This window comes from Rhodobium orientis (assembly GCF_003258835.1).
Classification (GTDB): domain Bacteria; phylum Pseudomonadota; class Alphaproteobacteria; order Rhizobiales; family Rhodobiaceae; genus Rhodobium; species Rhodobium orientis.
Map to the genome: position 1 here is coordinate 1 of NZ_NPEV01000014.1, position 24,971 is coordinate 24,971.

Annotated in this window: 22 protein-coding genes; 16 read left to right on the top strand and 6 right to left on the bottom strand. The window is 66.1% G+C overall.

Annotated features, from left to right (window positions below):
• Positions 1–55: 55 nt before the first annotated feature.
• The 4 genes from CH339_RS08655 to ppsR all read right to left on the bottom strand — a co-directional run bounded on the left by CH339_RS08655 (position 56) and on the right by ppsR (position 5,210).
• Positions 56–1,249, bottom strand: coding sequence for a geranylgeranyl diphosphate reductase (locus CH339_RS08655; protein ID WP_111433954.1), 1,194 nt, complete (start codon positions 1,247–1,249; stop codon positions 56–58).
• 4 nt (positions 1,250–1,253) lie between these two features.
• Positions 1,254–2,624, bottom strand: a complete 1,371-nt coding sequence (locus tag CH339_RS08660) for a BCD family MFS transporter (protein ID WP_111433955.1) — start codon at positions 2,622–2,624, stop codon at positions 1,254–1,256.
• 28 nt (positions 2,625–2,652) lie between these two features.
• Positions 2,653–3,561, bottom strand: a complete 909-nt coding sequence (chlG, locus tag CH339_RS08665; RefSeq protein WP_111433956.1) for a chlorophyll synthase ChlG — start codon at positions 3,559–3,561, stop codon at positions 2,653–2,655.
• 221 nt (positions 3,562–3,782) lie between these two features.
• Positions 3,783–5,210 (bottom strand): transcriptional regulator PpsR, encoded by a 1,428-nt coding sequence (ppsR, locus tag CH339_RS08670; RefSeq protein WP_111433957.1) that lies wholly within the window; start codon positions 5,208–5,210, stop codon positions 3,783–3,785.
• Positions 5,211–5,886: 676 nt separating this feature from the next.
• Between ppsR and bchF the strand changes: the two genes are divergently transcribed.
• From bchF to CH339_RS08750, 16 genes are all read left to right on the top strand, one after another.
• Positions 5,887–6,360, top strand: a complete 474-nt coding sequence (gene bchF, locus CH339_RS08675) for a 2-vinyl bacteriochlorophyllide hydratase (RefSeq protein ID WP_306461173.1) — start codon at positions 5,887–5,889, stop codon at positions 6,358–6,360.
• Entirely contained in the window at positions 6,357–7,673 is a 1,317-nt protein-coding gene (locus tag CH339_RS08680; protein WP_111433958.1) for a ferredoxin:protochlorophyllide reductase (ATP-dependent) subunit N, read from the top strand. Before bchF ends, CH339_RS08680 begins: the two co-directional genes overlap by 4 nt.
• Before the next feature lie 3 nt (positions 7,674–7,676).
• Complete coding sequence (gene bchB, locus CH339_RS08685) at positions 7,677–9,281, top strand: ferredoxin:protochlorophyllide reductase (ATP-dependent) subunit B (RefSeq protein WP_111433959.1); 1,605 nt, start codon at positions 7,677–7,679, stop codon at positions 9,279–9,281.
• Entirely contained in the window at positions 9,256–12,981 is a 3,726-nt protein-coding gene (locus tag CH339_RS08690) for a magnesium chelatase subunit H (RefSeq protein WP_111433960.1), read from the top strand. Before bchB ends, CH339_RS08690 begins: the two co-directional genes overlap by 26 nt.
• Complete coding sequence (gene bchL / locus CH339_RS08695) at positions 12,978–13,910, top strand: ferredoxin:protochlorophyllide reductase (ATP-dependent) iron-sulfur ATP-binding protein (protein WP_111433961.1); 933 nt, start codon at positions 12,978–12,980, stop codon at positions 13,908–13,910. Before CH339_RS08690 ends, bchL begins: the two co-directional genes overlap by 4 nt.
• Positions 13,911–13,921: 11 nt before the next feature.
• A complete protein-coding gene (gene bchM, locus CH339_RS08700; protein ID WP_111434019.1) occupies positions 13,922–14,623 on the top strand; it encodes a magnesium protoporphyrin IX methyltransferase in 702 nt (233 codons plus the stop codon).
• Entirely contained in the window at positions 14,620–16,059 is a 1,440-nt protein-coding gene (locus CH339_RS08705; protein ID WP_111433962.1) for a BCD family MFS transporter, read from the top strand. The genes bchM and CH339_RS08705 overlap by 4 nt, the downstream gene beginning before the upstream one ends.
• Positions 16,060–16,085: 26 nt before the next feature.
• On the top strand, positions 16,086–16,850 hold the full coding sequence (gene puhA / locus CH339_RS08710) for a photosynthetic reaction center subunit H (RefSeq protein WP_111433963.1): 765 nt from the start codon (positions 16,086–16,088) through the stop codon (positions 16,848–16,850).
• Positions 16,847–17,542, top strand: a complete 696-nt coding sequence (gene puhB / locus CH339_RS08715) for a photosynthetic complex putative assembly protein PuhB (protein WP_201241049.1) — start codon at positions 16,847–16,849, stop codon at positions 17,540–17,542. The genes puhA and puhB overlap by 4 nt, the downstream gene beginning before the upstream one ends.
• A 14-nt stretch (positions 17,543–17,556) precedes the next feature.
• Positions 17,557–18,054 carry a photosynthetic complex assembly protein PuhC gene (gene puhC / locus CH339_RS08720; protein ID WP_244669165.1) on the top strand — a complete coding sequence of 166 codons (498 nt, stop codon included), beginning with the start codon at positions 17,557–17,559 and terminating at the stop codon, positions 18,052–18,054.
• Positions 18,051–18,353 carry an O2-dependent cyclase accessory protein gene (locus tag CH339_RS08725; protein ID WP_420825907.1) on the top strand — a complete coding sequence of 101 codons (303 nt, stop codon included), beginning with the start codon at positions 18,051–18,053 and terminating at the stop codon, positions 18,351–18,353. Before puhC ends, CH339_RS08725 begins: the two co-directional genes overlap by 4 nt.
• Positions 18,350–19,438 carry a magnesium-protoporphyrin IX monomethyl ester (oxidative) cyclase gene (gene acsF / locus CH339_RS08730; RefSeq protein WP_111433964.1) on the top strand — a complete coding sequence of 363 codons (1,089 nt, stop codon included), beginning with the start codon at positions 18,350–18,352 and terminating at the stop codon, positions 19,436–19,438. Before CH339_RS08725 ends, acsF begins: the two co-directional genes overlap by 4 nt.
• A gap of 14 nt (positions 19,439–19,452) precedes the next feature.
• Positions 19,453–20,337, top strand: a complete 885-nt coding sequence (gene puhE / locus CH339_RS08735) for a putative photosynthetic complex assembly protein PuhE (protein ID WP_170138450.1) — start codon at positions 19,453–19,455, stop codon at positions 20,335–20,337.
• A gap of 44 nt (positions 20,338–20,381) precedes the next feature.
• The gene (hemA, locus tag CH339_RS08740) at positions 20,382–21,596 is read left to right on the top strand and encodes a 5-aminolevulinate synthase (RefSeq protein ID WP_111433966.1); all 1,215 of its coding nucleotides are present in this window, start codon (positions 20,382–20,384) and stop codon (positions 21,594–21,596) included.
• Positions 21,593–22,117, top strand: a complete 525-nt coding sequence (gene idi, locus CH339_RS08745; RefSeq protein ID WP_111433967.1) for an isopentenyl-diphosphate delta-isomerase — start codon at positions 21,593–21,595, stop codon at positions 22,115–22,117. The genes hemA and idi overlap by 4 nt, the downstream gene beginning before the upstream one ends.
• A gap of 131 nt (positions 22,118–22,248) precedes the next feature.
• Positions 22,249–22,692 (top strand): hypothetical protein, encoded by a 444-nt coding sequence (locus CH339_RS08750; RefSeq protein WP_111433968.1) that lies wholly within the window; start codon positions 22,249–22,251, stop codon positions 22,690–22,692.
• A 154-nt stretch (positions 22,693–22,846) separates the two neighbouring features.
• Here the strand turns inward: CH339_RS08750 and pufC are convergent, their stop codons facing one another.
• A complete protein-coding gene (pufC, locus tag CH339_RS08755; protein ID WP_111433969.1) occupies positions 22,847–23,989 on the bottom strand; it encodes a photosynthetic reaction center cytochrome PufC in 1,143 nt (380 codons plus the stop codon).
• On the bottom strand, positions 23,986–24,963 hold the full coding sequence (gene pufM / locus CH339_RS08760) for a photosynthetic reaction center subunit M (protein ID WP_111433970.1): 978 nt from the start codon (positions 24,961–24,963) through the stop codon (positions 23,986–23,988). The genes pufC and pufM overlap by 4 nt, the downstream gene beginning before the upstream one ends.
• Between the last annotated feature and the right edge of the window lie 8 nt (positions 24,964–24,971).

Sequence of the window (24,971 nt, forward strand, 5' to 3'; positions counted from 1 at the left end):
GCCCCGCACGTCGGCGGGGCGGCGTCTCTGCTCCATTGAAAAGTGATGGCGCCTGTCAGCGGTGCGACAGGCCGAATAATTGCTGCAAATCCTTGCCGAAGACGCGCAGATGCGCCATCGGCTCGCGCTTGACCAGCTTCTTGTTGAGATAGGATTCCCAGGTCAAGCGCTGCACGTCCGGATCCCGGCACATCTTCACGAACTGCTCGCGCCGCTTGTCGTTGCGGTACCAGATCGTCTGCATGACGCGCAGGATAAGGAAGGTCCGGCCGTGGTCCTTCATGAAGCGCTTGCGGGCGCTCTTCAGCGCCTTGACCTCGCCGGTGACCAGCAACTGGTCGACCGCCTCGGCGGCAAGCTGGCCGCCGAGCATGGCGTAGTAGATGCCTTCGCCGGAGGAGGGGGCGACGATGCCGGCGGCATCGCCGGCAAGCAGCACGTTGCGGCCGTTGTCCCAGCGCTTCAGCGGTTTCAGGGGCAGCGGTGCGCCTTCCTCGCGCAGCGTCTCGCAGTCGGCAAGGCCGGCCTGTTCGCGCAGGCGACGGGTCGCGGCTCTGAGGTCGTAGCCCTTGATGGCGCTGCCGCAGCCGATGCTGGTCGCCGGCCCGTGCGGGAAGATCCAGCCATAAAAGTCCGGCGAGATCTCGCCCTTGTAGATGACGTCGCAGCGGCTCGGATTGAAATTGTCGTTGGCGGTGTCCGGCGAGCGGACGATCTCGTGATAGGCAAAGACGAAGGGCGGCTTGACGTTGGCGCCGAAGACGGCGCGCCGGACCGGCGAGTTGGCGCCGTCCGCGCCGATCAGGGTCCTGGCCTTGTACTCGCGCACGGCGTTGCCGTCGCTCTTTTCGCGGATCTGTACCGTCACCGTACCGTCGGCGTTCTGGGTGGCGCCGGTGAAGGTGCCGGCAATGCGCGTCGCGCCCGCTTCCGCCGCGCGCTGGCGCAGCCAGGGATCAAACGCGTCGCGGTCCACCATGCCGACATAGCCGGTGCCGGTGATCTCCATGTCCACCGTCTTGTTCGACGGCGAGACCATGCGGGCGGCGGCGATCCGCGCCGTCAGCATGTGCGGCGGGATGTCGAAGTCGCGCACCGCGCGCGGCGGGATGGCGCCGCCGCAGGGTTTCGTGCGCCCCTCCCGGTCGACGAGCAGGACGGCCCGGCCCTTCTTGGCCAGTTCGTGCGCCGCCGTGGCGCCGGCCGGCCCGCCGCCGACAATGATGGTATCGAAGAAATCCTTGGTCATTTTCCTACACCGCCGGTTGGAGGTCGCCCCGCGCGCCGTTTGCCGATGCCGCACCGTTGGAGGGAGGCGGACCGCCCATGGTGAGCCGGCTGGCGATGACGGCGGAGATCAGGAACAGCGCCGCCTCGCCGGAGAACACCCAGGCATAGGAAATGCCGATGTCGCCGGTGAGATAGCGCGCGAAGTCGATGGTGACGGTGCCGGAGAACCCGCCGGCGCCGAAGGCGATTCCCTGCGCCGCGCCCCACAGGCCCATGCGGATGCCCTCGCGCGATTTCACGCCGGCTCCGGCCAGCGTCATCATCGAGCCGATGGCCGCGACCGCAAAGGCGCCGTTGGCATAGCCGAGGGCGAAGATGTTGAGCCAAAGCGGCCAGTCGGGGGCGAACGACGTGGCAACGGCCAGCAGTGCCAGCGCCATGCCCGAACCGATGCAGCCGACAACCGTGAACATCTTCAGGAGTTGCGACTTTCGGCCAGCGAGCAGGCTGCCGATGATGCCGACCGTCGCCATGCCGAGGAAGACGCCGCTGTGCTGGTTGCCGGAAAGCTGGGTCGTCTCGCCGGGCTGCATGTTGAAGAGGAGGCCGGCAAACGGCTCCAGGATCAGGTCCTGCATGGAATAGGCGAGCATGGAGACGAAGACGAAGATGGTGAAGAGCCGGGCCTCCGGATCTTCCCAGATCTCCCTCAGGGCTTCCCAGAAGGTCGGTTTGGGCGTGTTCGGGTCGTTGTCATGGGTGACCTGTTCCACGGTGCGCTTTTCCAGCCGGCCGACGGCGACGGCGGCAAGGACGAAGGAGATGACGCCGGCGACGGCGGTGATGGTGATCAGCTTCGCGTGGGAATAGGGATCGAGGAAATGGCCGGAGGTGACGGCGGTGACCACGATGCCGGCGATCATCATCATCCAGACGATGGTCGCGGCTGCCGGGCGCCGTTCCGGCGCCGTGCGGCTGGCTAAGAGCGCCAGCAGCGAGGTGCCGGCAGCACCAATGCCGAAGCCGATGAAGGCAAAGGCGACGATGGCGGCACCAAGGCCGAGCCAGAAATGGGATTCCAGCAGGATCGTGGAGGCCGCGGCGCCGGTGCCGGACAGCGCCAGCATGGCCATGCCGCCGAGGATCCAGCGGGTGCGGCCGCCGCCGATGTCGGATTCGTAGCCCCAGACCGGGCGCAGCATCTGCACGGCGTAGTGCAGGCTGACGAGGGCCCCGGGGATCGCGGCGGCGAGCGCCAGTTCCACGACCATGACCCGGTTGAGGGTCGAGGTGGTGAGAACGACGATCGAGCCGAGGCTCGCCTGCACCAGCCCGAGCCTCAGAATGCCGATCCAACCAAGTCCGTCGCGAGTCCCCTTCGCCAACGACGTCATTGCTGTTGTCCGCTCCTTCGGAAAGCCGTCATGCGACGGTCAGGGTCCTCAGCGAGATGGCGGTCGCCATCATGCCGCTGACATAGAGCCCGACGCCGATCGCCGAGTACCAGACGGCGCGCTCCTTCGGGCTTTTCAGCATGTGCATCATGCAGCCGATCTGGATCGCCAGAACGAGGCCGACGACGCCGGCCGCCCAGAAGTGTTGCCAGATGATAAGAAGCGCGATCACCGCGGCCTGCGAGCCGCCCATGACGAGGCAGGCAAAGCGCGCCGCGTTGGAAACGCCGAGCTGTACCGGCAGCGAAGCGAGCCCGTGCTGGGTGTCGCCTTCCACCGACTTGAAATCGTTGAGCGTCATGATGCCGTGGGCGCCGACGCCGTAAAGCAGGGCAACGGCGATGATCTCCGCCGGCGGCAGGCCGCCGAGGGCGGCGGCGGCGGCGGTGAACCAGGGCAGGCTCTCGTAGGAAAAGCCGACGGCGGCATTGCCGAACCAGCCGTTCTGCTTGAGCCGGAACGGCGGCGCGCTGTAGGCCCAGGCGAGCGCCAGGCCGATCAGCGCGGCCCAGAACACGGCGGCGCCGAGAAGTGCTGCGACGACCATGGACAGCGCGCTGGCGATGATGGCGACGTAAAGCCCCCAGCGGCCGGGCATGCGGCCGGACGGGATCACCCGGTCGGGCTCGTTGATGGCGTCCACATGGCGGTCGAACCAGTCGTTCACCGCCTGGCTGGTACCGCAAAGCAGCGGGCCGGCGAGCAGAATGCCGCCGATCACGAACCACCAGCGCTCCGCGGTGAAGGCGCCGGCGGAGACGACCCCGCAGGCATAGGCCCACATCGGCGGAAACCATGTGATCGGTTTCAGCAGTTGAATGGTGGCGCCGACGGTCGGAACCCGCGGCAAATCCTGGGAGACCCGGTAAGCATCCATGGCGAAATGCTAGGAGCGATCCAAAAAAGTGTCAATTCAGAATGACACTTATGGGAGTGCGTGATCGCCGCAGCCGCAACCTCCTGGCAAAACATTGCCGGAAAATAGGTTTTTCCGACAGGACGACACGATCCGTTGTCAGGCGGACGTGACAAGTTGGGCGCTTTCGCCGCTTTCCGGCGCTCGCGCGGCCGCCGGTGGGGTCGCGCGAGAGGAGGCGCCTACTCCGCCTCCGGGGCGCCGACGCCGTGCCGTTTCAGCTTGATGTAGAGGCTCTGCCGGCTGAGGCCGAGCATCTCCGCGGCCGAGGCGCGGTTGTTGCCGGTCTGGCGCAGCGCCGCCTCGATGCACAGCTTCTCGATGATGTCGGAGGCCTCGCGTAAGAGTTCCTTCAGCGGCACCCGGCCGACCAGCTCGCCGAAATTCGACGGCTCGTAGGGCAGGGCGCCGGTGACGGACGGATAGCCGCTGTCGCCGGTCGCCTCGGAGATCAGAAAGCCGATGCGCGAGGAGCGCGGCCCGGTCAGCCGTTTGGCGGCGATGCGGACCGGGATCGCCTTGCCGAAATCGTCGCGGATGACGGTGGAGAAGGAGCGCACCTCGCCCTTTTCCTTCAGGTTCGACATCAGGAGCTGCATGTCGATCGCCGCCGCCCCGACCCAGGAATTGAGGTTGCGGCCGATCACGTGCTCGCGGGTCACCGCCTTGACCATATTGAGGAACTGGTCGTTGGGCTGTTCCACGATGCCCTCGCCGTCGGTGACGACGACGGCCTCCGGCAGTTCCCAGATCAGGCCTTGCGGGTCGAACGCATCAGAATCGGCGTCATCGCCCTCGCGGGTGATCTGGCGCAGGCGGACAAGCAGGTTGACCTTGCCGTCGTCCCGGAACGGCTGCACGGTCATCGCATAGGAGCCGTCCTGGTTGGCGAGCCGCACCTCCAGGCTGTCGGCCGTGCCCTGGCGCTGGGCGGCTTCCAGCACCGCGTCGATGTCCTCGCGGGCACCTCGCCGGAACAGCGTCGTCACCGTTTCGCCGACCAGCCGGCTGCTTGGTCGCTCGACCAGTTCGGCCGCCGCCCGGTTGACATCCAGGATGCGCAACAGGTCGCCGTCGACGATGAACATCGGCTGGGCGATCAGTTGAAAGAGCATGCGGTAGCGGGTTTCGGCCTGACGGAGGTCGCGGTATTCCCGCTCCATTTCGAGTTGGTTTTGTACCATCCGGCTTTGCATGTCAGCTATCTTTCGAAGGTCTTGGCCGAGGGCGACCGTGGAGGAGGATCCGTCGATCGCCACCAGGGCGTAGTTGACCGGCAGGTCGGGGAGCCCTTCTGCGGGGTGGTTGATTTGCCGGCGCCGGGTCGACCGGGCGGCGGTGATGTCCGAGAGCAGGGTCCGCACCTTGTCCACGCTCTCGCTCGTCACGGTGGCCTCCCAGCGGCGGCCGATCCATTTGTCGGGGGCGTAGGGCCGCAGGCTGGCGTTGGCGTAGGACACGTCCTCCACCTCGCCTGCCTCGGAAAGGATGAGCGCAATGTCGGAGCCGACGGCGGCAAGCTCGGCGGCGGCGACATGGTCGACGTCGTGGAACCACTCCGACGGGCGGCTGAATTGCCTGTAACGCGTTTTTTCGGCCCGGTCGCTCATGGCATTCGACGTCGTCTCCGCGTCATTTCTGCGCCGGCAGGGCCGGCCGCCTGCGACACCGCGCGCCGGCCTCCGGCCGCCTGGCGTCAGGGGGCAGCGCACCGTCGCGGTGAGCCCCGCCAGTGGCCGGGATCGGGCGAGATCCGGTGTCAGCGCGAATTGTCACATGGGGTGCCGGCGCGCGGCGCGAAAGCCCCTTCGGAAAAGAACGCGCGCCCGCGCGCGCCCGCGCACGAAAAGCATCCGAAACGCAGGCCGGCGCACCCGACAGGTACGCCGGAACGGCTCCGGCCTTCCGTAGTAATCCGGTTTCTGCGGCAGCGACCGTGTGATAGCTGTTGCCGTCAGGAGCCCTTTTGAGGGATAAAATCATAGCGCCCCCAATACGAAGCGGCCTCGGTCGCCACCCGCGCTGACGTGTTTTGCTGATCAAGGCCGACACAGGGAGCAGGGTCCTCCATGAGACCCCGTCCGGAGCGCCGAACCCACGGTCGACGACCGTGCGCGGAAGCCTCCCAACAATGTCCCATCGAACGTCGAATGTAAATCGCTATTAACGTCAAATGAAGTTGACACTTCGTTTGTCGCGGCGTTAGAGTCGATGCCAGCAGGAGTGAGGGAGGCGGTCACCCGCAGGACCATGAAGGTTGCCGCGAATTCTGAGAAATCGCAGGTCATGCTGTACACGCCGGAAGAACGCCGGCGGCGGGACGCCTCGCCCTGGACGCTGGTGCAGGGGGTCCTCGCCCCGATCCAGTTCCTGGTCTTCTTCGTCAGCCTCATCCTGATCATCCGCTATTTCCTGACCGGGGAGGGCCTCTGGGTCGCCAATCTGTCGATCGTCCTGAAGACGTTGACGCTTTACGCGATCATGATCACCGGCTCGATCTGGGAAAAGGACGTCTTCGGCAAGTATCTGTTTGCACGCATGTTTTTCTGGGAGGACGTGTTCTCCATGGCGGTGCTGACGCTGCACACCGCCTATCTCCTGGCGCTTGGCCTCGATCTGTTGTCGCCGACCCCACTTCTGCTCCTGGCCCTTGCGGCCTACGCGACATACGTGATCAACGCCGGCCAGTTCCTGTGGAAGCTGCGCATGGCCCGGCGCGACGCCGAGATGCATGCCGTATCGCTTGAGGCCGCCCAATGAGCCGGCCCGCTTCCCAGACAATCCTCTCCAACACCGCGGCGCCGTGCGATGCGCCGGCCGGCGGTCGCCAGCCGATCCTCCACCAGCGCGGCCAGCACGAGGTTTTCTGCGGCCTGACGTCGATCATCTGGCTGCATCGCAAGATGCAGGACGCCTTCTTCCTGATCGTCGGCTCGCGCACCTGCGCCCATTTGATGCAGTCCGCCGCCGGCGTCATGATCTTCGCCGAGCCGCGCTTCGCCACCGCCATCATCGAGGAGCGCGACCTCTCCGGCATGGCCGACCTGCACGACGAGCTCGACGCCGTCGTCGCGCGGCTTTTGAAGCGCCGTCCGGACATCAGGATGCTGGTCCTCGTCGGCTCCTGCCCCTCGGAGGTCATCAAGCTCGATCTTTCGCGCGCCGCCGAGCGCCTCAACCGCGAACACGCGCCGGATCGCCGCGTCATCGCCTATTCCGGCAGCGGCATCGAGACCACGTTCACGCAAGGGGAAGACAGCTTCCTGGCCACCCTTGTTGAGGAATGCCCCGCCGCGGAGGCCGATGCGGCCCCCTCGCTGGTGGTTGCCGGCTCGCTGGCGGACGTCGTGGAAGACCAGTTCTCGCGCATCTTCCAGGCCCTCGGCATCGACAACGTCGCCTTCCTGCCGACCCGGCGCAGCGACCGGCTGCCGGCGATCGGCCCGAACACGCGCTTCCTGCTCGCCCAGCCGTTCCTCAACGAGGCCTCCAAGATGCTGGAGCGCCGCGGTGCAACGCATATCCCGGCGCTCTTCCCGCTCGGCGAGGAGGGCACGACCGCCTGGCTGAAGGCCGCTTCTGACGCCTTCGGTGTCGATCCCGCGCGCTTTGCGGCGGTGACCGCGCCGGGCCGGGAGCGCGCCCGCAAGGCCCTTGAGAGCTATGCGGAAACCCTTTCCGGCAAGCGCATCTTCTTCTTCCCCGATTCGCAGCTCGAGCCGGCGCTCGCCCGGTTCCTCAGCCGCGAGGCGGGCATGGGCCTGACTGAGGTCGGCAGCCCGTACCTCCACCGCCGGCACCTCGCCGCCGAACTCGATCTCCTGCCCGAAGACGTGGTGTTGAGCGAGGGCCAGGACGTTGAGCGCCAGATCGACCGCTGCCACGAGGCCGATCCGGACCTCATCGTCTGCGGCCTCGGCCTTGCCAATCCCTTCGAGGCGAAGGGCTATGCGACCAAATGGTCGATCGAGCTCGTCTTCACCCCGATCCAGGGCTACGAGCAGGCCGGCGATCTCGCCGAGCTGTTCGCCCGCCCGCTGCGGCGCCGTGCCGCGCTGAAGGTGGAGGTCTAGGCGATGCAGCTCACCGTCTGGACATATGAGGGACCGCCCCATGTCGGCGCGCTGCGCATCGCAGCAAGCATGAAGGGCGTCCACTATGTGCTGCACGCGCCCCAGGGCGACACCTACGCCGATCTCCTCTTCACCATGATCGAGCGCCGCCGCACGCGCCCGCCCGTCACCTACACCACCTTCCAGGCCCGCGATCTCGGCAAGGATACCGCCGAGCTCTTCAAGGAGGCCTGCAGGGAGGCGGTGGAACGCTTCAAGCCCCAGGCGATCCTGGTCGGCGCCTCCTGCACGGCCGAGCTGATCCAGGACGATCCGGGCGGCCTTGCCAAGGCGCTGGGCCTCGACGTTCCCGTGGTGCCGCTGGAGCTGCCGTCCTACCAGCGCAAGGAAAACTGGGGCGCGGCCGAGACCTTCTACCGGCTGGTCCGCGGCTTTGCCGGCGGGCGTGAGAAGCCCGAAAAGGAAGAGGGCGCGCCGGCATCCTGCAACATTCTGGGCCCGACCGCCCTCGGCTTCCGCAACCGCGACGACATCGTCGAGGTCAAGAAGCTGCTGACATCCCTCGGCGTCGACATCAACGTCGTCGCCCCGCTGGACGCCTCGCCGCTGGATCTCACCAGGCTGCCGGCCGCCGACTTCAACGTCGTGCTCTATCCGGAGATCGCCGAGACCGCGGCGACCTGGCTGAAGCGCGAATTCGGCCAGCCGATCGTGCGCACCGTGCCGATCGGCGTCACCGCGACCCGCGAATTCATCCGGGAAGTCGCCGAACTCGCCGGCATCGATCCGACAGAGGCGCTCGATACCGACGCCGACCGGCTCTCCTGGTATGCGCGCTCGGTAGACTCGAACTACCTGACCGGCAAGCGGGTCTTCATCTACGGCGATGCCACCCATGCGCTCGCCGCGGCCCGCATCGCCGAGGAAGAGCTCGGCTTCAAGGTCTGCGGTCTTGGCACCTACAGCTTCAACTTCGCCCGCGACATCACCGCCGCCGCCCGCCACTACGGCGTCGAGCCGGTGATCTCCGACGATCATCTGGACGTCGAGGAGGCGATCGTTGAGGCCCATCCGGAACTGGTGCTCGGCACCCAGATGGAGCGCAACACGGCCAAGCGCCTGCGCATCCCCTGCGCCGTCATCTCCGCCCCGGTGCACGTCCAGGACTTCCCGGCGCGCTATGCCCCGCAGATGGGCTTCGAGGGCGCCAACGTCATCTTCGATAGCTGGGTTCACCCGCTGATGATGGGCCTGGAAGAGCATCTGCTCGGCATGTTCCGCGAGGATTTCGAATTCCACGACGACACCGGCGCCTCGCACCTGGCAGCCGTCAACGCCGCCCACGGCTCCGGCGGGCAGGGCGTCGCCGCTCGCGCCGAGCAGTCCGCGTTCGAGGCCGCCGCGGCCGAACAGACACCCGACACCATCGACAGTCCGGACGGCACGGCCGCCCGCTGGACCACCGAAGCGGAAAAGGAACTGAAAAAGATCCCGTTCTTCGTGCGCGGCAAGGCCCGCCGCAACACGGAGCGTTTCGCCGATGAGACCGGCGTCAATGTGATTACGATCGAGACACTCTACGATGCAAAAGCACATTTTGCCCGCTGACGCAGAGACCCGGAAGGGATCCGGAAAGGCGACGCCGATCCGCGTCGTCTTCGTGACGCTCGACAATCACATGACGAGCGCCATCGACCGTGCCCGCGCGACCCTGCGCCGCGAGATTCCGGGCCTGGAGCTCTCGATTCATGCGCTGGCCGGCTGGGGCGAGGACCAGACCGCTGCCGAGCGCTGCCGCGCCGACATCGAGACCGCCGACATCATCGTCGCCAGCATGATCTTCCTCGACGACCACAGTCGCGCCATCCGGCCGTCGCTGGAGGCGCGCCGCGACCATTGCGACTGCGTCGTCGGCTGCCTGTCGGGCGCCGAGATCGTCAAGCTGACCCGCATCGGCGACTTCAACATGTCGAAGCCGACGACGGGCATCCTCGGCCTCCTGAAGCGCCTTCGCGGCGGCTCCAAGGGCTCCAGCGGCGCCGGCCACGGCCAGATGAAGGTGCTGCGGGCGATCCCGAAGATCCTGAAGTTCATCCCCGGCAAGGCGCAGGACGTCCGCGCCTATTTCCTGACCCTGCAATACCTGCTCGCCGGGTCCGACGAGAACCTCACCAACCTCGTCCGCTTTCTGATTTCGCGATATGCGTCGGGGCCGCGCGCCGGGCTGCGCAAGCTCGTCAAGCCGGCCGATCCGGTCAACTACCCCGACACCGGTCTTTACCACCCCGTGCTGAAGGAGCGGGTTACGGACGACCTTGCCGCGTTCTCGCGCAAGGTCTGCGCCAAATCCGCCACCGGCACGGTGGGACTCCTCGTCATGCGGTCTTATGTGCTCGCCGGCAACACGGCACACTATGACGGCGTGATCAGCGCACTCGAGGCTCGCGGGCTTAAGGTTGTCCCCGCCTTTGCAAGCGGCCTCGATGCACGTCCGGCCATCGAGCGATTCTTTCTCAAGGATGGCAAAGCGATAGTCGACGCGGTCGTCTCTCTGACCGGCTTCTCGCTGGTCGGTGGTCCCGCATATAACGACGCTCCCGCCGCTGAAGCCATGCTCGCTGAGCTGGACGTGCCCTATTTATCCGCCTTCGCGATCGAGTTCCAGACCCTCGAGCAGTGGCTCGATTCCGACCTGGGCCTGTCGCCGGTGGAAACGACGATGATGGTGGCGCTGCCGGAAATGGACGGCGCCTCCGGATCGCTGATCTTCGGCGGCCGCTCCGGCGCTGCCGAGATCAAGTCGGAACGCGACATGGTCTGCAAGCCGGACCGCGCCGAGCGCCTCGCCAACCGGGTCGAGAAACTGATCCGCCTGCGCCGCAGCGCCAGGAACGACCGCCGCGTCGCCATCGTCATCTACAACTTCCCGCCCAATGGCGGAGCCGTCGGAACGGCCGCCTATCTGTCGGTCTTCCAGTCGCTCTTCAACACGCTGAAGGCGATGAAGGCGGAGGGCTATACGGTCGATCTGCCGGAAAGCGTCGACGCCCTGCGCGACCGTATCCTGATCGGCAATTCGGAGCGCCACGGCACGGCCGCCAACGTGCTCCACCGCGTTCCCGCCGAGACCCATGTGGCGCGCGAGAAGTATCTCGCCGAGATCGAGGCCCAGTGGGGCCCGGCGCCCGGCCGCCACCAGACCGACGGCGCCGGCATCTTCGTGCTCGGCGCTGATTTCGGCAACGTCATCGTCGGCGTTCAGCCCGCCTTCGGCTACGAGGGCGACCCGATGCGGCTGTTGTTTGAAAAGACCTTCACGCCGACCCACGCCTTCTCGGCCTTCTACACCTATCTGAAGACCGATTTCGCGGCCGACGCCGTGCTCCATTTCGGCACCCACGGCGCGCTGGAATTCATGCCCGGCAAGCAGGTCGGCCTGTCCGACGCGTGCTGGCCGGAACGCCTCATCGGCGCCCTGCCGAACTACTATCTCTACGCCGCCAACAACCCGTCGGAGGGCATCATCGCCCGCCGCCGTTCGGCCGCGACCCTTATCAGCTACCTGACCCCGCCGCTCAGCCACGCCGGCCTCTACAAGGGTCTTCTTGACCTCAAGGCCTCTGTGGAGCGCTGGCGTGCCCTGCCGCCGGGCCAGGACGGCGAACGCCGCAAGCTCGCCGAAATCATCCAGAGCCAGGCCGCGACCGTTGACCTGGCCGAACAGGAGGCGGAATGGAGCGACGGCGGCGAGGCCGAGATCCCGGGCATCCACGAGCGCATCATCGAGCTTGAGACGACCCTGATCCCGCACGGGCTCCATGTGGTCGGCGAAGTGCCGAGCGATATCGAGCGCCGCGACCTCCTCGCCGCCACCAACGAGGCGATGATGGACGGCCGCCTCGACGATGCCGACATCGACGCCATCGTTGCCGGGACGCGCGTCGCCATCGCCCGCGGCGAGGAAGACAAGGCCATGACCGTGGAACGGCTGGCAAGGCTCAACGAGGGCCTGCAGGTCGACCATGAGACCGGTGCGCTGCTTCGCGCCCTCGACACACGCTACATCCATCCGGTTGCCGGCGGCGACATCGTCCGCGCGCCGGAGATCGTGCCGACGGGCCGCAACCTGCACGGCTTCGACCCGTTCCGCCTGCCGACCGCCTATGCGGTGGAGGATGGCCGCGAACAGGCCGACCGGCTGATCGAGCGCCACATCCGCGACAGCGGTCAGATGCCGAAATCGATCGCCTTGGTGCTGTGGGGATCGGACAACCTCAAGACCGAGGGCTCGACGCTCTCCCAGGCCCTGGCGCTGATCGGCGCTAAGCCGCGCTTCGACGGTTTCGGCCGCCTTGCCGGCGCCGAACTGATCGCGCTGGAAGACCTTGGCCGGCCGCGCATCGACGTCGTCATCACCCTGTCGGGCATCTTCCGCGACCTTCTGCCGATGCAGACCAAGCTGCTGGCCGAGGCCTGCAACCTCGCCGCCACCGCCGACGAGCCGGTGGAGAAGAATTTCCTGCGCAAGCACGCCCTGGAATATGCCGAAAGGCACGGCTGTGCGCTCGACGAGGCGGCGCTGCGCGTCTTCTCCAACGCCGCCGGCGCCTATGGCTCCAACGTCAACATGCTGATCGACAGCGGCGCCTGGGACGACGAGGACGAGATCGCCGAGACCTACACCTCGCGCAAGTGCTTCGCCTATGGCGTCGACGGCAAGCCGGTGAAGCGCCAGGAGCTCCTCGGCGAGGTCCTGCAGAGCGTCGATGCGGCCTACCAGAACCTGGAATCGGTCGAGCTCGGCATCACCACCATCGACCATTATTTCGACACGCTCGGCGGCATCAGCCGGGCCATCCGCAAGTCCGGCGGCGGTCATGTGCCGGTCTATGTCGGCGATCAGACCTGCGGCAAGGGCAAGGTCCGCACGCTCACCGAACAGGTGGCGCTGGAGACCCGCAGCCGCATGCTCAACCCGAAATGGTACGAGGGCCTCCTGAAGCACGGCTATGAGGGCGTGCGCCAGATCGAGAGCCACGTCACCAACACGCTCGGCTGGTCGGCCACCACCGGCCAGGTCGCGCCCTGGGTCTACAAGAACCTCACCGAGACCTTCATCCTCGACGAGGAAATGCGGACCCGCATGGCCGATCTCAATCCGAAGGCCTGCTCCAAGCTCGCCAACCGGCTGATCGAGGCGCATGAGCGCAATTATTGGCAACCCGACGAAGCGACGCTCGAAGCGCTGAGGGCGGCCGGGGACGAGTTGGAAGACCGGCTCGAAGGCATCGACGTGGAGGCAGCATGAACGCGTATTCGTACAGGGACGTCGCCGGCAAGGGCGCCAAGAGCTCCAAGGTCGCCTCCGAGCACCGCGAGGACGGCGAGGGATCGGTCCAGGTCAAGCTCGACCCCACGATGGAGATCGAGGGCGCCAAGGTTTTTGCCATCTACGGCAAGGGCGGCATCGGCAAGTCGACCACCTCGTCGAACCTGTCGGTGGCGTTTTCCAAGCTCGGCAAGCGCGTCCTGCAGATCGGCTGCGACCCCAAGCATGATTCCACCTTCACCCTGACGAAATCGCTGATCCCGACGGTCATCGACATCCTGGAGGAGGTCAACTACCACGCCGAGATGCTGCGGCCGGAAGACTTCGTCTTCGACGGCTACAACGGCGTGCAGTGCGTGGAAGCCGGCGGCCCGCCGGCCGGCACCGGCTGCGGCGGCTATGTCGTCGGCCAGACGGTCAAGCTCTTGAAAGAGCATCACCTGCTGGAAGACACCGACGTCGTCGTCTTCGACGTCCTCGGCGATGTGGTCTGCGGCGGCTTCGCCTCGCCGCTGCAGCACGCCGAGCGGGCGCTGATCGTCGCCGCCAACGACTTCGATTCCATCTTCGCGATGAACCGCATCGTCGCCGCCATCCGGGCCAAGGCGAAGAACTACGACGTCCGCCTCGGCGGCGTCATCGCCAACCGCTCGGCCAACACCGACCAGATCGACCGCTACAACGACGCGATCGGCCTGAAGCGCCTCGCCCACATACCGGACGACGACGCGGTGCGGATGAGCCGGCTGAAGAAGCGCACCCTTTTCGAAATGGACGAGACCCCGGAGATCAAACGGATCCAGCAGGAATACATGAAGCTGGCCGAATACCTCTGGTCCGGGTCGGAGGAACTCGACGCGACCCCGATGAAGGATCGCGACATTTTCGAGTTCCTTGGCTTTGAATGAGGAAGAAGAAGATGGAGCAGGCCCGCTACATCCGGCGTCGCAGTGAAATCCAGGATTATTTCGATCGCACCGCGATCCATCACTGGAAGAAGCTGGCGACCGACGAGCCGCTGAACCGGATCCGCGAGACGGTCCGCGCCGGCCGCGACCGGATGCGCGGGCTGCTGCTCTCCTGCCTGCCCGACGACCTCACCGGCTGGCGCGTGCTCGACGCCGGCTGCGGCGCGGGCATGATGTCGGCCGAGCTGGCCCGGCGCGGCGCCGATGTGGTCGGCGTCGACCTGTCGCCGGAGATCGTGCGCTACGCCGCCGCCCAGCTTGCCGCCGAGGACCTCAAGGGCTCGGTCACCTTCCATTCCGGCGACATGCTGTCGCCCGAGTTCGGCCGCTTCGACGCCGTCGTCGCCATGGATTCGCTGATCCACTACAAGCTCGGCGACGCCGTTGCCGCGATGGCAACGCTGGCCGCGCGCACCGACAGAAAGATCGTCTGCACCTTCGCGCCGCGCACCGTGCCGCTGACCCTCATGCACATGGCCGGCCGCCTGTTCCCGCGCTCTGACAGGGCGCCGTCGATCCAGCCGACCGCGCCGGGCAAGTTCCGCAAGCGCGTGCTCGCCGATCCGGCCTTCGCCGGCTGGCAGGTTGGGCTCTGCGAGCGCGTCAAGAGCGGCTTCTACACGTCGCAAGCCATCGAGGTGTCGCGCCTATGAGCATGGTCGGACAGGCGAACGCCCGCATGGTGGCGTTCTGGAAGAGGGTAGGGATGCGGTTCATGCCGTTCGCCGACGTGGCGACGGCGGAGATGCCGTTCTCGCGCCTCCTTCGCCTTGCCCTGTTCCAGGTCTCCGTCGGCATGGCCGCGGTGCTGCTCACCGGCACGCTCAACCGGGTGATGATCGTCGAACTCGGCGTCTCCACCAGCCTCGTCGCCATCATGGTGGCGATCCCGGTGGTCGCCGCCCCGTTCCGCGCCCTCATCGGCCACAAGTCCGACACCTACCGCTCGTTCCTCGGCTGGCGCCGTGTGCCCTATATCTGGTTCGGCACGCTCTTGCAGTTCGGCGGCCTTGCCATTCTGCCCTTCGCGCTGCTCTTGCTGCAGAGCCAGAACAACGGCCCGGAATGGGCCGGCAGCGCCGGCGCCGCGCTCGCCTTCCTGCTGGTCGGCCTCGGCATGCACATGACGCAGACGGCGGGCCTGGCGCTCGCCACCGACCTGGTGCCGGAGGACAAGCGCCCGCGCGTCGTTGCGCTCACCTATGTCGTCTTCCTCATCGGCATGATCGGCAGCGCCTTCGTCCTCAGCTACCTGCTCAACGACTTCAGCGCCAAGCGTCTGATCCAGGTGATCCAGGGCGCGGCGGTCATCACCCTTGTCCTCAACGTCATCTCGCTGTGGAAGCAGGAAGCGCGCGACCCGAGCCGCACCGCCCACAGCCGCGAGGCGCTCAGCTTCAGCGAGGCGATCGCCAACTACCGCGCCGATCCGCGCACCACGCGCCTGCTGCTCGCGCTCGCCCTCGGCTCGGCCGCCTTCAGCATGCAGGACGTGCTGCTGGAGCCCTATGGCGCCGAAGTCCTCGGCCTTTCGGTCAGCCAGACGACCATGCTGACCGCGCTCTGGGCCGCGGGCACGCTTGCCGGCTTCCTGCTTGCCGGAAACCTGCTGGCGAGGGGCTTTGAGATGCACCGGGTCGCCGCCATCGGCGCGCTGTCCGGCATCGTCGCCTTTTCCGCCGTCGTCTTTGCCGCCCCGCTGGAGGCACCGAACCTGTTCCGGGCCGGCGCCGCGGTCATCGGCTTCGGCGGCGGGCTGTTTGCCGTCGGCACCATGCTGGCGGCCATGGAGCTCGGCGAGCACACCGATCACGGCCTTGCCATCGGCGCCTGGGGCGCGGTGCAGGCCACCTCGATCGGCATCGCGCTCGCCGTCGGCGGCGTCCTGCGCGACGTCGTCAATTCGCTGGCTATGTCAGGCGCGCTGGGGGCCACCCTCAACGACGTCACGGTCGGCTACAGCGTCGTCTATCACATTGAAATCGGAATGCTATTTGCGAGCCTGGTGGTGCTGGGCCCGTTGACCTACCGGCGCCGCCACAGCGCCGCGACACAACGGCAGTTCGGATTAGCCGAGTTGCCGGGATAATCGAAACCGCGAACCGGGAGAGAGCTATGGAATCCGGAGCGTTAACATCACATATCGACGTTGCACAGGTGACGCTCTATGCGTTCTGGGCATTTTTCGTCGGTCTCGTCTGGTACCTGCGCCAGGAAGACCGGCGTGAGGGTTATCCGCTGGAAGCCGATGTTTCCGGCGAGTACAGCAAGGATCCCTGGCTGTTCCTGCCGCAGCCCAAGACCTTCGTGCTGTTCAACAACCAGGGCACCAAGACCGTCCCGGACCAGGTCCGCGACACCCGTCCGATTGCCGCCGAGCGGCTCACCGTCGCGCCGGGCTCGCCGCTCGTGCCGACCGGCGATCCGATGGCCGACAGCATCGGCCCGGGCTCCTATGCCGAACGTCTCGACATCGTCGAGACCAATCCGGACGGCTCCAACCGCATCGTGCCGCTCCGCACGACCGACGAGTTCCAGGTCGTCGAGGACGATCCGGATCCGCGCGGCATGAGCGTCGTCGGCTGCGACAAGCAGATCGCCGGCACGGTCACCGACCTTTGGGTCGACAAGTCCGACAGCCTGATCCGCTACCTCGAGGTTCAGCTCGAAGGCGCCGGCACGGTCCTGTTGCCGATGCCGTTCTGCGTCGTGCGCACCGGCCACATCTATGTCCATGCCGTCACCTCCGAGCAGTTCGCCGGCGTTCCGACGACGGCCAGCCCCGACGCCGTCAGCCGACTGGAAGAAGAGAAGATCGCCGCTTACTACGGCGCCGGTCAGCTCTACGCCACGCCGGAACGGCAGGAGCCGCTGCTATGATGTTCGACCAGGTGCGCGAGCACGAATACGAACCCGTCGAGGGTCTTCCCGAAAAGCTTCCGGAAGGCGAGTTCATGCTGTGGCAGGGGCGGCCCGACGGCCGCTCCATTGCCCGGCGCGTCATGAAAACCGGCTGGTTCGCGTTCTACTTCCTCGTGCTCGCGGCCTGGGCGTTTACGGCCGGTCTCTATGACGGTCGCGGTCTCGGCGCGTCGACGTTTTCCGCCGGCGCGCTGGTCCTCTTCGCCGCGGTGCTGATCGGCCTCCTGGAGGCTTATGCCTGGGGCGTCCACAAGACGACGATGTACACCGTCACCAACCGCCGCGTGGTGATGCGTGTCGGCGTGGCGCTGCCGTTCACGCTCAACCTGCCGTTCTCCAAGATCGCCTCGGCGAACCTTGCGACCGGCAAGCGGGGGATCGGCGACATCGCCATGGCCCTGAAGGCCGACGAGCGCATGTCCTGGCTGATGATGTGGCCCCATGTCCGGCCCTGGCGGATGTTCCGCTGCGAGCCGGCCCTGCGCTGCATTCCGGAAGCCGAAAAGGTCGCCGGCATCCTCGGCAAGGCACTCGCCGACTACGTCGCCGGCCATGCCGACGAGGCGCCGCGGATCGCCGTGACCGCCTCGGGCCCGGAGACGCCTCGCCAGCGGGTCTCGGGTCTGAAGACCGTCACGGCCGCCGAGTAGGAAGGAAAAAGGGGATGAGCATGAACGTCGCCGTCGCGTCTGAAAAGCCGAAGAAGGAGAGAAAGGGGCGCGTTCCCTCGTTCCCGCGCTTTCCGCTCTATTCGGCGCTGGCGCTTGTCGGCTTCGCGCTGATCGCCACCATTTTCGGCTCGGTCACCGACATCGGCACGGTGCGCAACGGCCTCGGTCAGCCGGTCGCCATCCGCGACGTGGTCATCACCCGCGATGCGGCCGACAGCGTCACCGTCACCGATGCCATGAGCGGCGACGAGATCGCCGTCATCGGCTCGGGCGAGGGCGGCTTCGTGCGCGGCGCGCTGCGCGGCCTCGACCGCATGCGCCTTGTCGCCGAGGTCGGCAAGGACCAGCCCTACCGCATCATCAAGTGGGAGAACGGCTGGGTCTCCCTGTCGGACACCGGCACCGGCCAACGGCTTTACCTGAACGCTTTCGGGCCCGACAACGCGGCCGCCTTCGAGGCGTTCCTCAAGAACTATGGAGACGTGAAGTGATCGGCAGGCTGATCGGCAGGAAACGCATCGACGTGCCCTGCACGGTTGAGATCAGCAATACCTTCGACAGCCTCGGCGCCCATGTACGGTTCTCGGACGGGACGATCGTACATCCGGGGGACGAGGTGGTCGTGCATGGCGCGCCGGTCGCCGTGCCCTATGGCGAAGTCCGCGAGTTCAAGCGGACCGCAACGATAACGCGGGCAAGTCTGCTCGAGCGCGCCTTCGTCAAGGCGACAGGCGATCTGGAGCTGATGGAACTCTGCGAATTCAGTTTTTCAGGGAGGGGAACCGTATGAACAGGCACGTCGCGCCGGACGATCTGGCGCCAAAGGTCGACGAGCAGAGCGAGACCACCAGGGCCGCGATGCAGTCGACCATGCTCAATCCGCGCTTCTACACCACGGATTTCGCCGAGCTCGACCGCATCGACGTGTCGGCCGTGCGCGAGGAATGGGACGTCCTGATGGACGACCTGCGCGCCGACCACAACAAGGGCCACTTCAAGCGCAACGAAAACTGGGACGATCTGGATATCGATGCGCTGCCGGAAGACTTGCGCGCCGAGCTGGTCGATTTCCTGGTCAGTTCATTGACCGCGGAATTCTCCGGCTGCGTGCTCTACAAGGAAATGAAGCGACGCGGCAAGAACAAGGAGATCTGTGATCTGTTCGGCTTCATGAGCCGCGACGAGTCGCGCCATGCCGGCTTCATCAATGACGCGCTGAAGGATTTCGGCATCGGCGTCAATATGGGGTTTCTGGCCAAGGCGAAAAAGTATACCTATTTCCGACCGAAATTCATATTCTACGCCACATACCTGTCGGAAAAGATCGGCTATGCCCGCTACATCACCATCTACCGCCATTTGGAACGGCACCCGGAATACCGATTCCACCCGATTTTCAAATGGTTCAAGGAATGGTGCAATGACGAATTCCGTCATGGCGAGGCGTTCTCGTTGATCATGCGGTCCGACCCGAAGCTGCTCAGCGGCGTCAACAGGCTGTGGATCAAATTCTTCCTGCTCGCCGTGTATGCGACCATGTATGTGCGCGATCACGCCCGTCCGGCCTTCTATCGCGGTCTCGGCATCGACATCGACGACTACGACGCGAAGGTGTTCCGGACGACGACGGAAATCTCAAGGCAGTGCTTCCCGGTGCTGCTGGACACCGACCACCCGGCGATGGTCGCCGGCTTCAGGCGGCTCTGCCGCATCAACCGCCGCCTGGAGGCGGCTTCAGCAAAGGGCGGCCTTGCCGGCGCCCTCGGCAAGGCAGTGTGGGGCGCGGCGGCCGCGGCCGTTTTTGCCCGCCTCTATCTGTTGCCCGGCAAGACGAACGAAATTCCGCAGACCAGCCGGCTTCAGCCGGCCTGGTAATTGGGAGAGACCTGTTGGTCCAGTACGTAGCGCCCGTCGTGTTCGTGGTCTTCACCTGGTGGTTCTCCACCGGGGTGGTCCTCTATGCGGCGCGGCGCCCGCGCGGTTTCCGCCGTGGCGCGATGGTGGTCGCAACGCTGATCGCCGGCCTTGCCGTCTTCGGGCTTTACGAGAGCGCCCGCATGGAAAGCGCGGCCGGCGCCTATCTCGGCTATCTGAGCGCCATCGGCCTGTGGGCCTGGCACGAGCTCTCCTTCCTCACCGGCATGGTCACCGGACCGAACCGGGCGCCCTGTCCGCCGGACGCCTCCGGCTGGCGCCGGTTCCTGGCCGCCTTCTCCACGATCCGCGACCATGAGGTCGCGCTGGCGGTCACCGCGGTTCTCGTCGCGGGCCTGACCTGGACCGCGCCGAACCATGCGGGCCTGTGGACCTTCCTCATTCTGTGGGCCATGCGCCTCAGCGCCAAGCTGACCGTCTTCCTCGGCGCGCCCAACGCCATCAACGAGATGACGCCGGCGCGGCTCCACTATCTCACCAGCTATTTCCGTACCGACCGCACCAACCCGTTCTTCCCGGCCATGGTCGGCGTGGCGATGGTGGTCTGCGGCTGGCTGATCGCCAATGCCTATGCCGCCGACGAGCCCCATGTGGTCGCTGCCACGGTGCTGGCCTCGGCGTTCCTCGCGCTCGCCATCATCGAGCACTTTTTCCTGGTCCTGCCGGTCTCCGAGGCCGTGTTGTGGCGCTGGGCGATCCCGGAACGCGGTGAGGCCGCGCCGATCGACCTCACCGCCGCCAACGGCTCCGCCTGGCAGGGCTTCGAAAGCCGGTTTTCCGGCAAGACATCCATCCACCGACGCCGCCTGGAGGCGGCGCCAGATCACGACGCGCCATGACGTGCCGGTGGCGCTAACACGAACCGGTAGCTTTGGAGGTACAAATGGATTTCGACGCGTTCTTCGAGCAGGAGCTTGAGCGCCTTCGCAACGATGGCAACTACCGGATTTTCGCCGACCTGGAACGTCACGCCGGCGCCTTCCCCCGGGCCACCCGCTATGACGGGGAAAACACCCAGCACGTCACCGTCTGGTGCTCCAACGACTATCTCGGCATGGGCCAGAACGAGACCGTTCGCGCCGCCATGCACGAGGCGATCGAAAAGTGCGGCACCGGTGCCGGCGGCACCCGCAACATCTCCGGGACGAACCACTACCACATCCTCCTGGAGCGCGAGCTTGCCGACCTGCACAACAAGGAAGCCGCGCTGATCTTCACCTCCGGCTACGTCTCTAACTGGGCGACCCTCGGCACGCTCGGCGCCCGGCTCCCGAATTGCGTGATCCTGTCGGATTCCCTCAATCACGCCTCCATGATCGAAGGCATCCGTCATAGTCGCGCCGACAAGGTCATCTGGAACCACAACGACGTCCAGGATCTCGACCGCAAGCTGTCGCTGATCGACCCGTCGCGGCCGAAGCTCATCGCGTTCGAGTCGGTCTACTCGATGGACGGTGACATCGCCCCGATCAAGGAGATCTGCGACGTCGCCGACAAGCACGGCGCCATGACCTATCTCGACGAAGTCCATGCGGTCGGCCTCTACGGCCCGCGCGGCGGCGGCGTTGCCGAGCGCGAAGGCCTGATGGACCGTCTGACCATCATCGAGGGCACCCTCGGCAAGGCGTTCGGCGTCATGGGCGGCTATATCGCCGCCTCCGCGGCCCTGTGCGACTACGTGCGCAGCTTCTCGTCCGGCTTCATCTTCACCACGGCGCTGCCGCCGGCGATCGCAGCCGGCGCCACCGCCAGCATCCGGCACCTGAAGGACAGCAACGAGGAGCGGATGGCCCAGCGCGACCGCGTCGCCACCGTGCGCGCCCGCTTCGATGCCCTCGGCATCCCGCACATGCCGAACCCGAGCCACATCATTCCGGTGATGGTCGGCGATCCGACCAAGTGCCGCTGGATCAGCGACGTGCTGCTCGACACCTACGGCATCTACATCCAGCCGATCAACTACCCGACCGTCCCCAAGGGCACCGAGCGCCTGCGCATCACGCCGTCGCCGCTGCACTCCGACGACGATGTCGACCACCTGGTGCGGGCGATCAACGACCTGTGGTCGCAATGCGCCCTGGCTCGCCAGGTGGCATGACGGCCCCGGTCATCATACCGGGTATCGCGCGGGACGGTTCGCTGTTCCCGATCGAGAAGCTGCGCGCGCACACCGACGCGGTCTTTCATCTGGCCGTGTCGGTGTTCGTCTTCAACGAGGACGGCGAGCTCCTGATCCAGCGCCGGGCCGACGGCAAGTATCACTGCGGCGGCAAATGGGCCAACACCTGTTGCACCCATCCGCACTGGCAGGAATGCTCCGCCGCCTCGGCCGGCCGCCGGCTGCACGAGGAGCTGTGCTTCACCGTGCCGCTGCAGGAGCGCAGCGTTGTGGAATACGCGGCCGATGTCGGCTCGGGCCTGCACGAGCACGAGAAGGTGACGGTGTTTACCGGCGTCGCCCCGCGCTCCGTCGCCGACATCGCGCCCAATCCGGACGAGGTCTCCGAGACCCGCTGGGTCGCCCTGGACGACCTGAAGGCGGAAATCGCCGAACGGCCGGACGATTTCACGCCCTGGTTCCGGATCTACCTTGAAAGGTTTCCTGACCTGACTTTCTGAAAAGAAGCGCCTGTTTATCGGCAAAAAAACGACGCCGGCGCCCTGTTGCGCCGGCGCTTTTTTTCGTGCTGCGATTGTGATCGCCGGGCGGCGCTGTCAGACTTCCCGAAACGAAGAGGGGGAGAAAACCGATGTCGTTTCTCGCCAACGCGAACCGTCGCTTCGGGAAAATCGCCGTCGCCGCCGGGCTCGCCCTGGTCGCGGCGTCCGCCGCCGGTGCGCAATCGTCTGCATTAAATGGCAACGGCCGCTGCGTCCTCGTCGTCGATGGCGCCACCTATATCGACGGGAGCTGCATCATCGACCTTCAGGCCAATGGCGACTTCGATTTCGACGATGGCCGCCTGAAGACCGAATGCGCCGAATTCGACCTCGGGCCTGACGAGTGCTCGATGGCCAATACCAGGGTGATGCGGAACGGAACGTTCGGCTCGCTCTCGATCACCGGCCCGGATGCCGGCATCATGTTCTGGAACGAGGGCCGGTATCTCCACGGCCAGGCACGGATCGGCAATCTGCACCGCCGTGGCGCCTGCTGGCAGAACGACCGCGCCAGGCTTTGCGCCTACCGATAGGACGGCGCGTGAGGCGGGGTGCCGCCGTCCCGGCGACTACCGATCGGATCAACTATCCGGCCGGCCGGCGGCAAAAAACCAAAAGAAAGGGGAGGGCCATGGCCCTCCCCGATTTGGTTGGGGGTCCGGGCGGCGTGGCGCCCGGTCCCTGTCGTCAGTTGACCGCCAGTTGGGCTGACGTCGCGGCGGTGCCGGCGTCGGAGGTCTTGTCCTCTTCCATCGGCAGCAGCCGTTCGGTCTCGCCTTCCTTCCAGGTCGTGAAGTCCGGCACGCCCGTGAAGGTCTTCGTGCCGAGGCCCTTCAGGTAGTCCTGCACCATCGGTGCGCCATAGAGCGGCTTCTGAACGCCGTTGTGGCAGGTGGCGCAGTCGACCTTGAGGATGTCGCCCTCCGGACCGACACGGTTGGCCGGCATGACCGGGGTCATCGGCGCCATGTAGTCGTTGTTGAGGGCGCGGGTCAGGCGGATGCCGTGCCAGGCGGTGACGCGCTGCGGCGGGCTCTCGTCCCAGTTGTCGAAGGCGCGGGTGTTGTGGCAGGTGATGCAGCCGACACCCAGTCCCTCGGACATGTGGATCATGAGGCCGAAGGTCCGCTCCGCGTCGGTCAGGTCGGTCTTGTTCGATCCGTTCGGCAGCGCCGACTTGGAGTGAACGAGAAGCGACTTGTCGCCGAGCAGGTAGTTGTCGAACCCGCCATTCGGCAACGCCGTATGGCCGGCCGTTTCCGCGACGATGTTCTGGTCGGCGCGGTAGCCGAGATAGCCCGCCATCTTCGGGCCGAGATCGGTCGACCAGGTCTCCGGCGGGATGTTCTGGCCGCGGTGGCAGGTGTAACAGGTGACGCCCGTCTCCGCGACGTGGGTTTTCCAGTCCGCGTTGATGGCCTGGGTCATCTGCAGCATGCGCCGCGACACGACCTTGGTGTAGACCGCGTCGGAGGCCAGGTTCTCCGGATCGTGACAGTAGTTGCAGTCATTGTCCGGAGTGGTCCACTGGGTGATGGCCATCATGAGCTGGTTGAATTCGTCCTCGGACAGATGCCCGAGAACCTGGACGTTCTCGTAGACGTCGCCGGCCTTCTGGCCTTCCGGATCCGGCTCATAGGGCACGCCCGGAACCACGTTGGCCTTGACCAGGACGGCTTCGTCTTCCTGGTCCTTGATGTCGTACATGCCGGTACCGCGATAGCCGATCTGCGTGACCGTCTGCGGCGGCAGATCCCAGTGCGGCATGATCACCATCGCGACTGCCATCAGAACGGCGGCAGCGATAGCAAAGGGAATCCAGAGTTTCATTGTGCCGCTCCTGCAATAGACGGATCCACGACACCCGGGAAGACATCGGGCAGCGGCGCGACGATGCCGTGCTTCATGCCCCACAGGTACCAGTTATCGACCACCGTACCTGTCAGAAGAATGCCGATCGCGCCGGTCAGCGGGGTCAGCACTGCGAACCACCAGGCCCAGCGGTGGATGGATTCCATCGTGGCGTTCCAGCCCATCGTCCAGCGCCAGAACAGGGCACCGCGTTCGGAAGCCGTACCGCGGTCCGTGATCTGCTCCAGCTCGCGGTCGCCGCCATAGCGTCCGACCGAGAGCACCGTGCCGGCATGCATGGCGAACAGGAGGGCGGAGCCGTAAAGGAAGGCGATCGAGAGGGCGTGGAACGGGTTGTAGTAGAGGTTGCCGTAGCGGATCGAGAAAGCGGTCGTCCAGTCCAGGTGCGGGAAGATGCCGAACGGCACCGCCTCGGCCCAGCTTCCCATCATCAGCGGCCGGATGAAGCCGAGCGACAGGAACAGGAAGATCGCGGACGCGAACGCCCAGGCAACGTGGGTGCCCAGCTCGAGCTGGCGTGCGCGCACATACATGCGGGCCCACCACAGGAGGATGGACAGGGTCAGGAAGAAGCCGGTGATCTGCCACCAGCCGCCCTCGTTGAGGGGGGCAAGGATGGTCAGGCCGTACTTCGCCGGGGGCGGCTCAAGTCCCAGCCAGAAGAGCTGGCGGATGAACTGGATCGGGTCCCAGCCCACGGAGGCCAGCATGTTGAGGCCGATGATGGAAACGGCGATGGCGCCGAAGACGAGCGAGAAGAACCCGAGCGTTCCGAGGTAGATCGGGCCGATCTGCGCGATGCCGATCTTGCCGATCCAGTACTCGAAGAACGGTGTTCCCCAACGCTTGCTGTCTCCCGGAGGCAGCGGCACGCCGGTCTCGGGATGTCCCCTGACCTGCACCGCCGTGAAGATGTTTTGATATTCGGACATCGTGGATC

What these genes read in the sequence shown, in the direction of transcription:
- CH339_RS08655 (WP_111433954.1), bottom strand. Translation starts at nt 1,249, where the DNA reads ATGACCAAGGATTTCTTCGATACCATCATTGTCGGCGGCGGGCCGGCC.
- CH339_RS08660 (WP_111433955.1), bottom strand. Translation starts at nt 2,624, where the DNA reads ATGACGTCGTTGGCGAAGGGGACTCGCGACGGACTTGGTTGGATCGGC.
- chlG (WP_111433956.1), bottom strand. Translation starts at nt 3,561, where the DNA reads ATGGATGCTTACCGGGTCTCCCAGGATTTGCCGCGGGTTCCGACCGTC.
- ppsR (WP_111433957.1), bottom strand. Translation starts at nt 5,210, where the DNA reads ATGAGCGACCGGGCCGAAAAAACGCGTTACAGGCAATTCAGCCGCCCG.
- bchF (WP_306461173.1), top strand. Translation starts at nt 5,887, where the DNA reads ATGCTGTACACGCCGGAAGAACGCCGGCGGCGGGACGCCTCGCCCTGG.
- CH339_RS08680 (WP_111433958.1), top strand. Translation starts at nt 6,357, where the DNA reads ATGAGCCGGCCCGCTTCCCAGACAATCCTCTCCAACACCGCGGCGCCG.
- bchB (WP_111433959.1), top strand. Translation starts at nt 7,677, where the DNA reads ATGCAGCTCACCGTCTGGACATATGAGGGACCGCCCCATGTCGGCGCG.
- CH339_RS08690 (WP_111433960.1), top strand. Translation starts at nt 9,256, where the DNA reads ATGCAAAAGCACATTTTGCCCGCTGACGCAGAGACCCGGAAGGGATCC.
- bchL (WP_111433961.1), top strand. Translation starts at nt 12,978, where the DNA reads ATGAACGCGTATTCGTACAGGGACGTCGCCGGCAAGGGCGCCAAGAGC.
- bchM (WP_111434019.1), top strand. Translation starts at nt 13,922, where the DNA reads ATGGAGCAGGCCCGCTACATCCGGCGTCGCAGTGAAATCCAGGATTAT.
- CH339_RS08705 (WP_111433962.1), top strand. Translation starts at nt 14,620, where the DNA reads ATGAGCATGGTCGGACAGGCGAACGCCCGCATGGTGGCGTTCTGGAAG.
- puhA (WP_111433963.1), top strand. Translation starts at nt 16,086, where the DNA reads ATGGAATCCGGAGCGTTAACATCACATATCGACGTTGCACAGGTGACG.
- puhB (WP_201241049.1), top strand. Translation starts at nt 16,847, where the DNA reads ATGATGTTCGACCAGGTGCGCGAGCACGAATACGAACCCGTCGAGGGT.
- puhC (WP_244669165.1), top strand. Translation starts at nt 17,557, where the DNA reads ATGAGCATGAACGTCGCCGTCGCGTCTGAAAAGCCGAAGAAGGAGAGA.
- acsF (WP_111433964.1), top strand. Translation starts at nt 18,350, where the DNA reads ATGAACAGGCACGTCGCGCCGGACGATCTGGCGCCAAAGGTCGACGAG.
- hemA (WP_111433966.1), top strand. Translation starts at nt 20,382, where the DNA reads ATGGATTTCGACGCGTTCTTCGAGCAGGAGCTTGAGCGCCTTCGCAAC.
- idi (WP_111433967.1), top strand. Translation starts at nt 21,593, where the DNA reads ATGACGGCCCCGGTCATCATACCGGGTATCGCGCGGGACGGTTCGCTG.
- CH339_RS08750 (WP_111433968.1), top strand. Translation starts at nt 22,249, where the DNA reads ATGTCGTTTCTCGCCAACGCGAACCGTCGCTTCGGGAAAATCGCCGTC.
- pufC (WP_111433969.1), bottom strand. Translation starts at nt 23,989, where the DNA reads ATGAAACTCTGGATTCCCTTTGCTATCGCTGCCGCCGTTCTGATGGCA.
- pufM (WP_111433970.1), bottom strand. Translation starts at nt 24,963, where the DNA reads ATGTCCGAATATCAAAACATCTTCACGGCGGTGCAGGTCAGGGGACAT.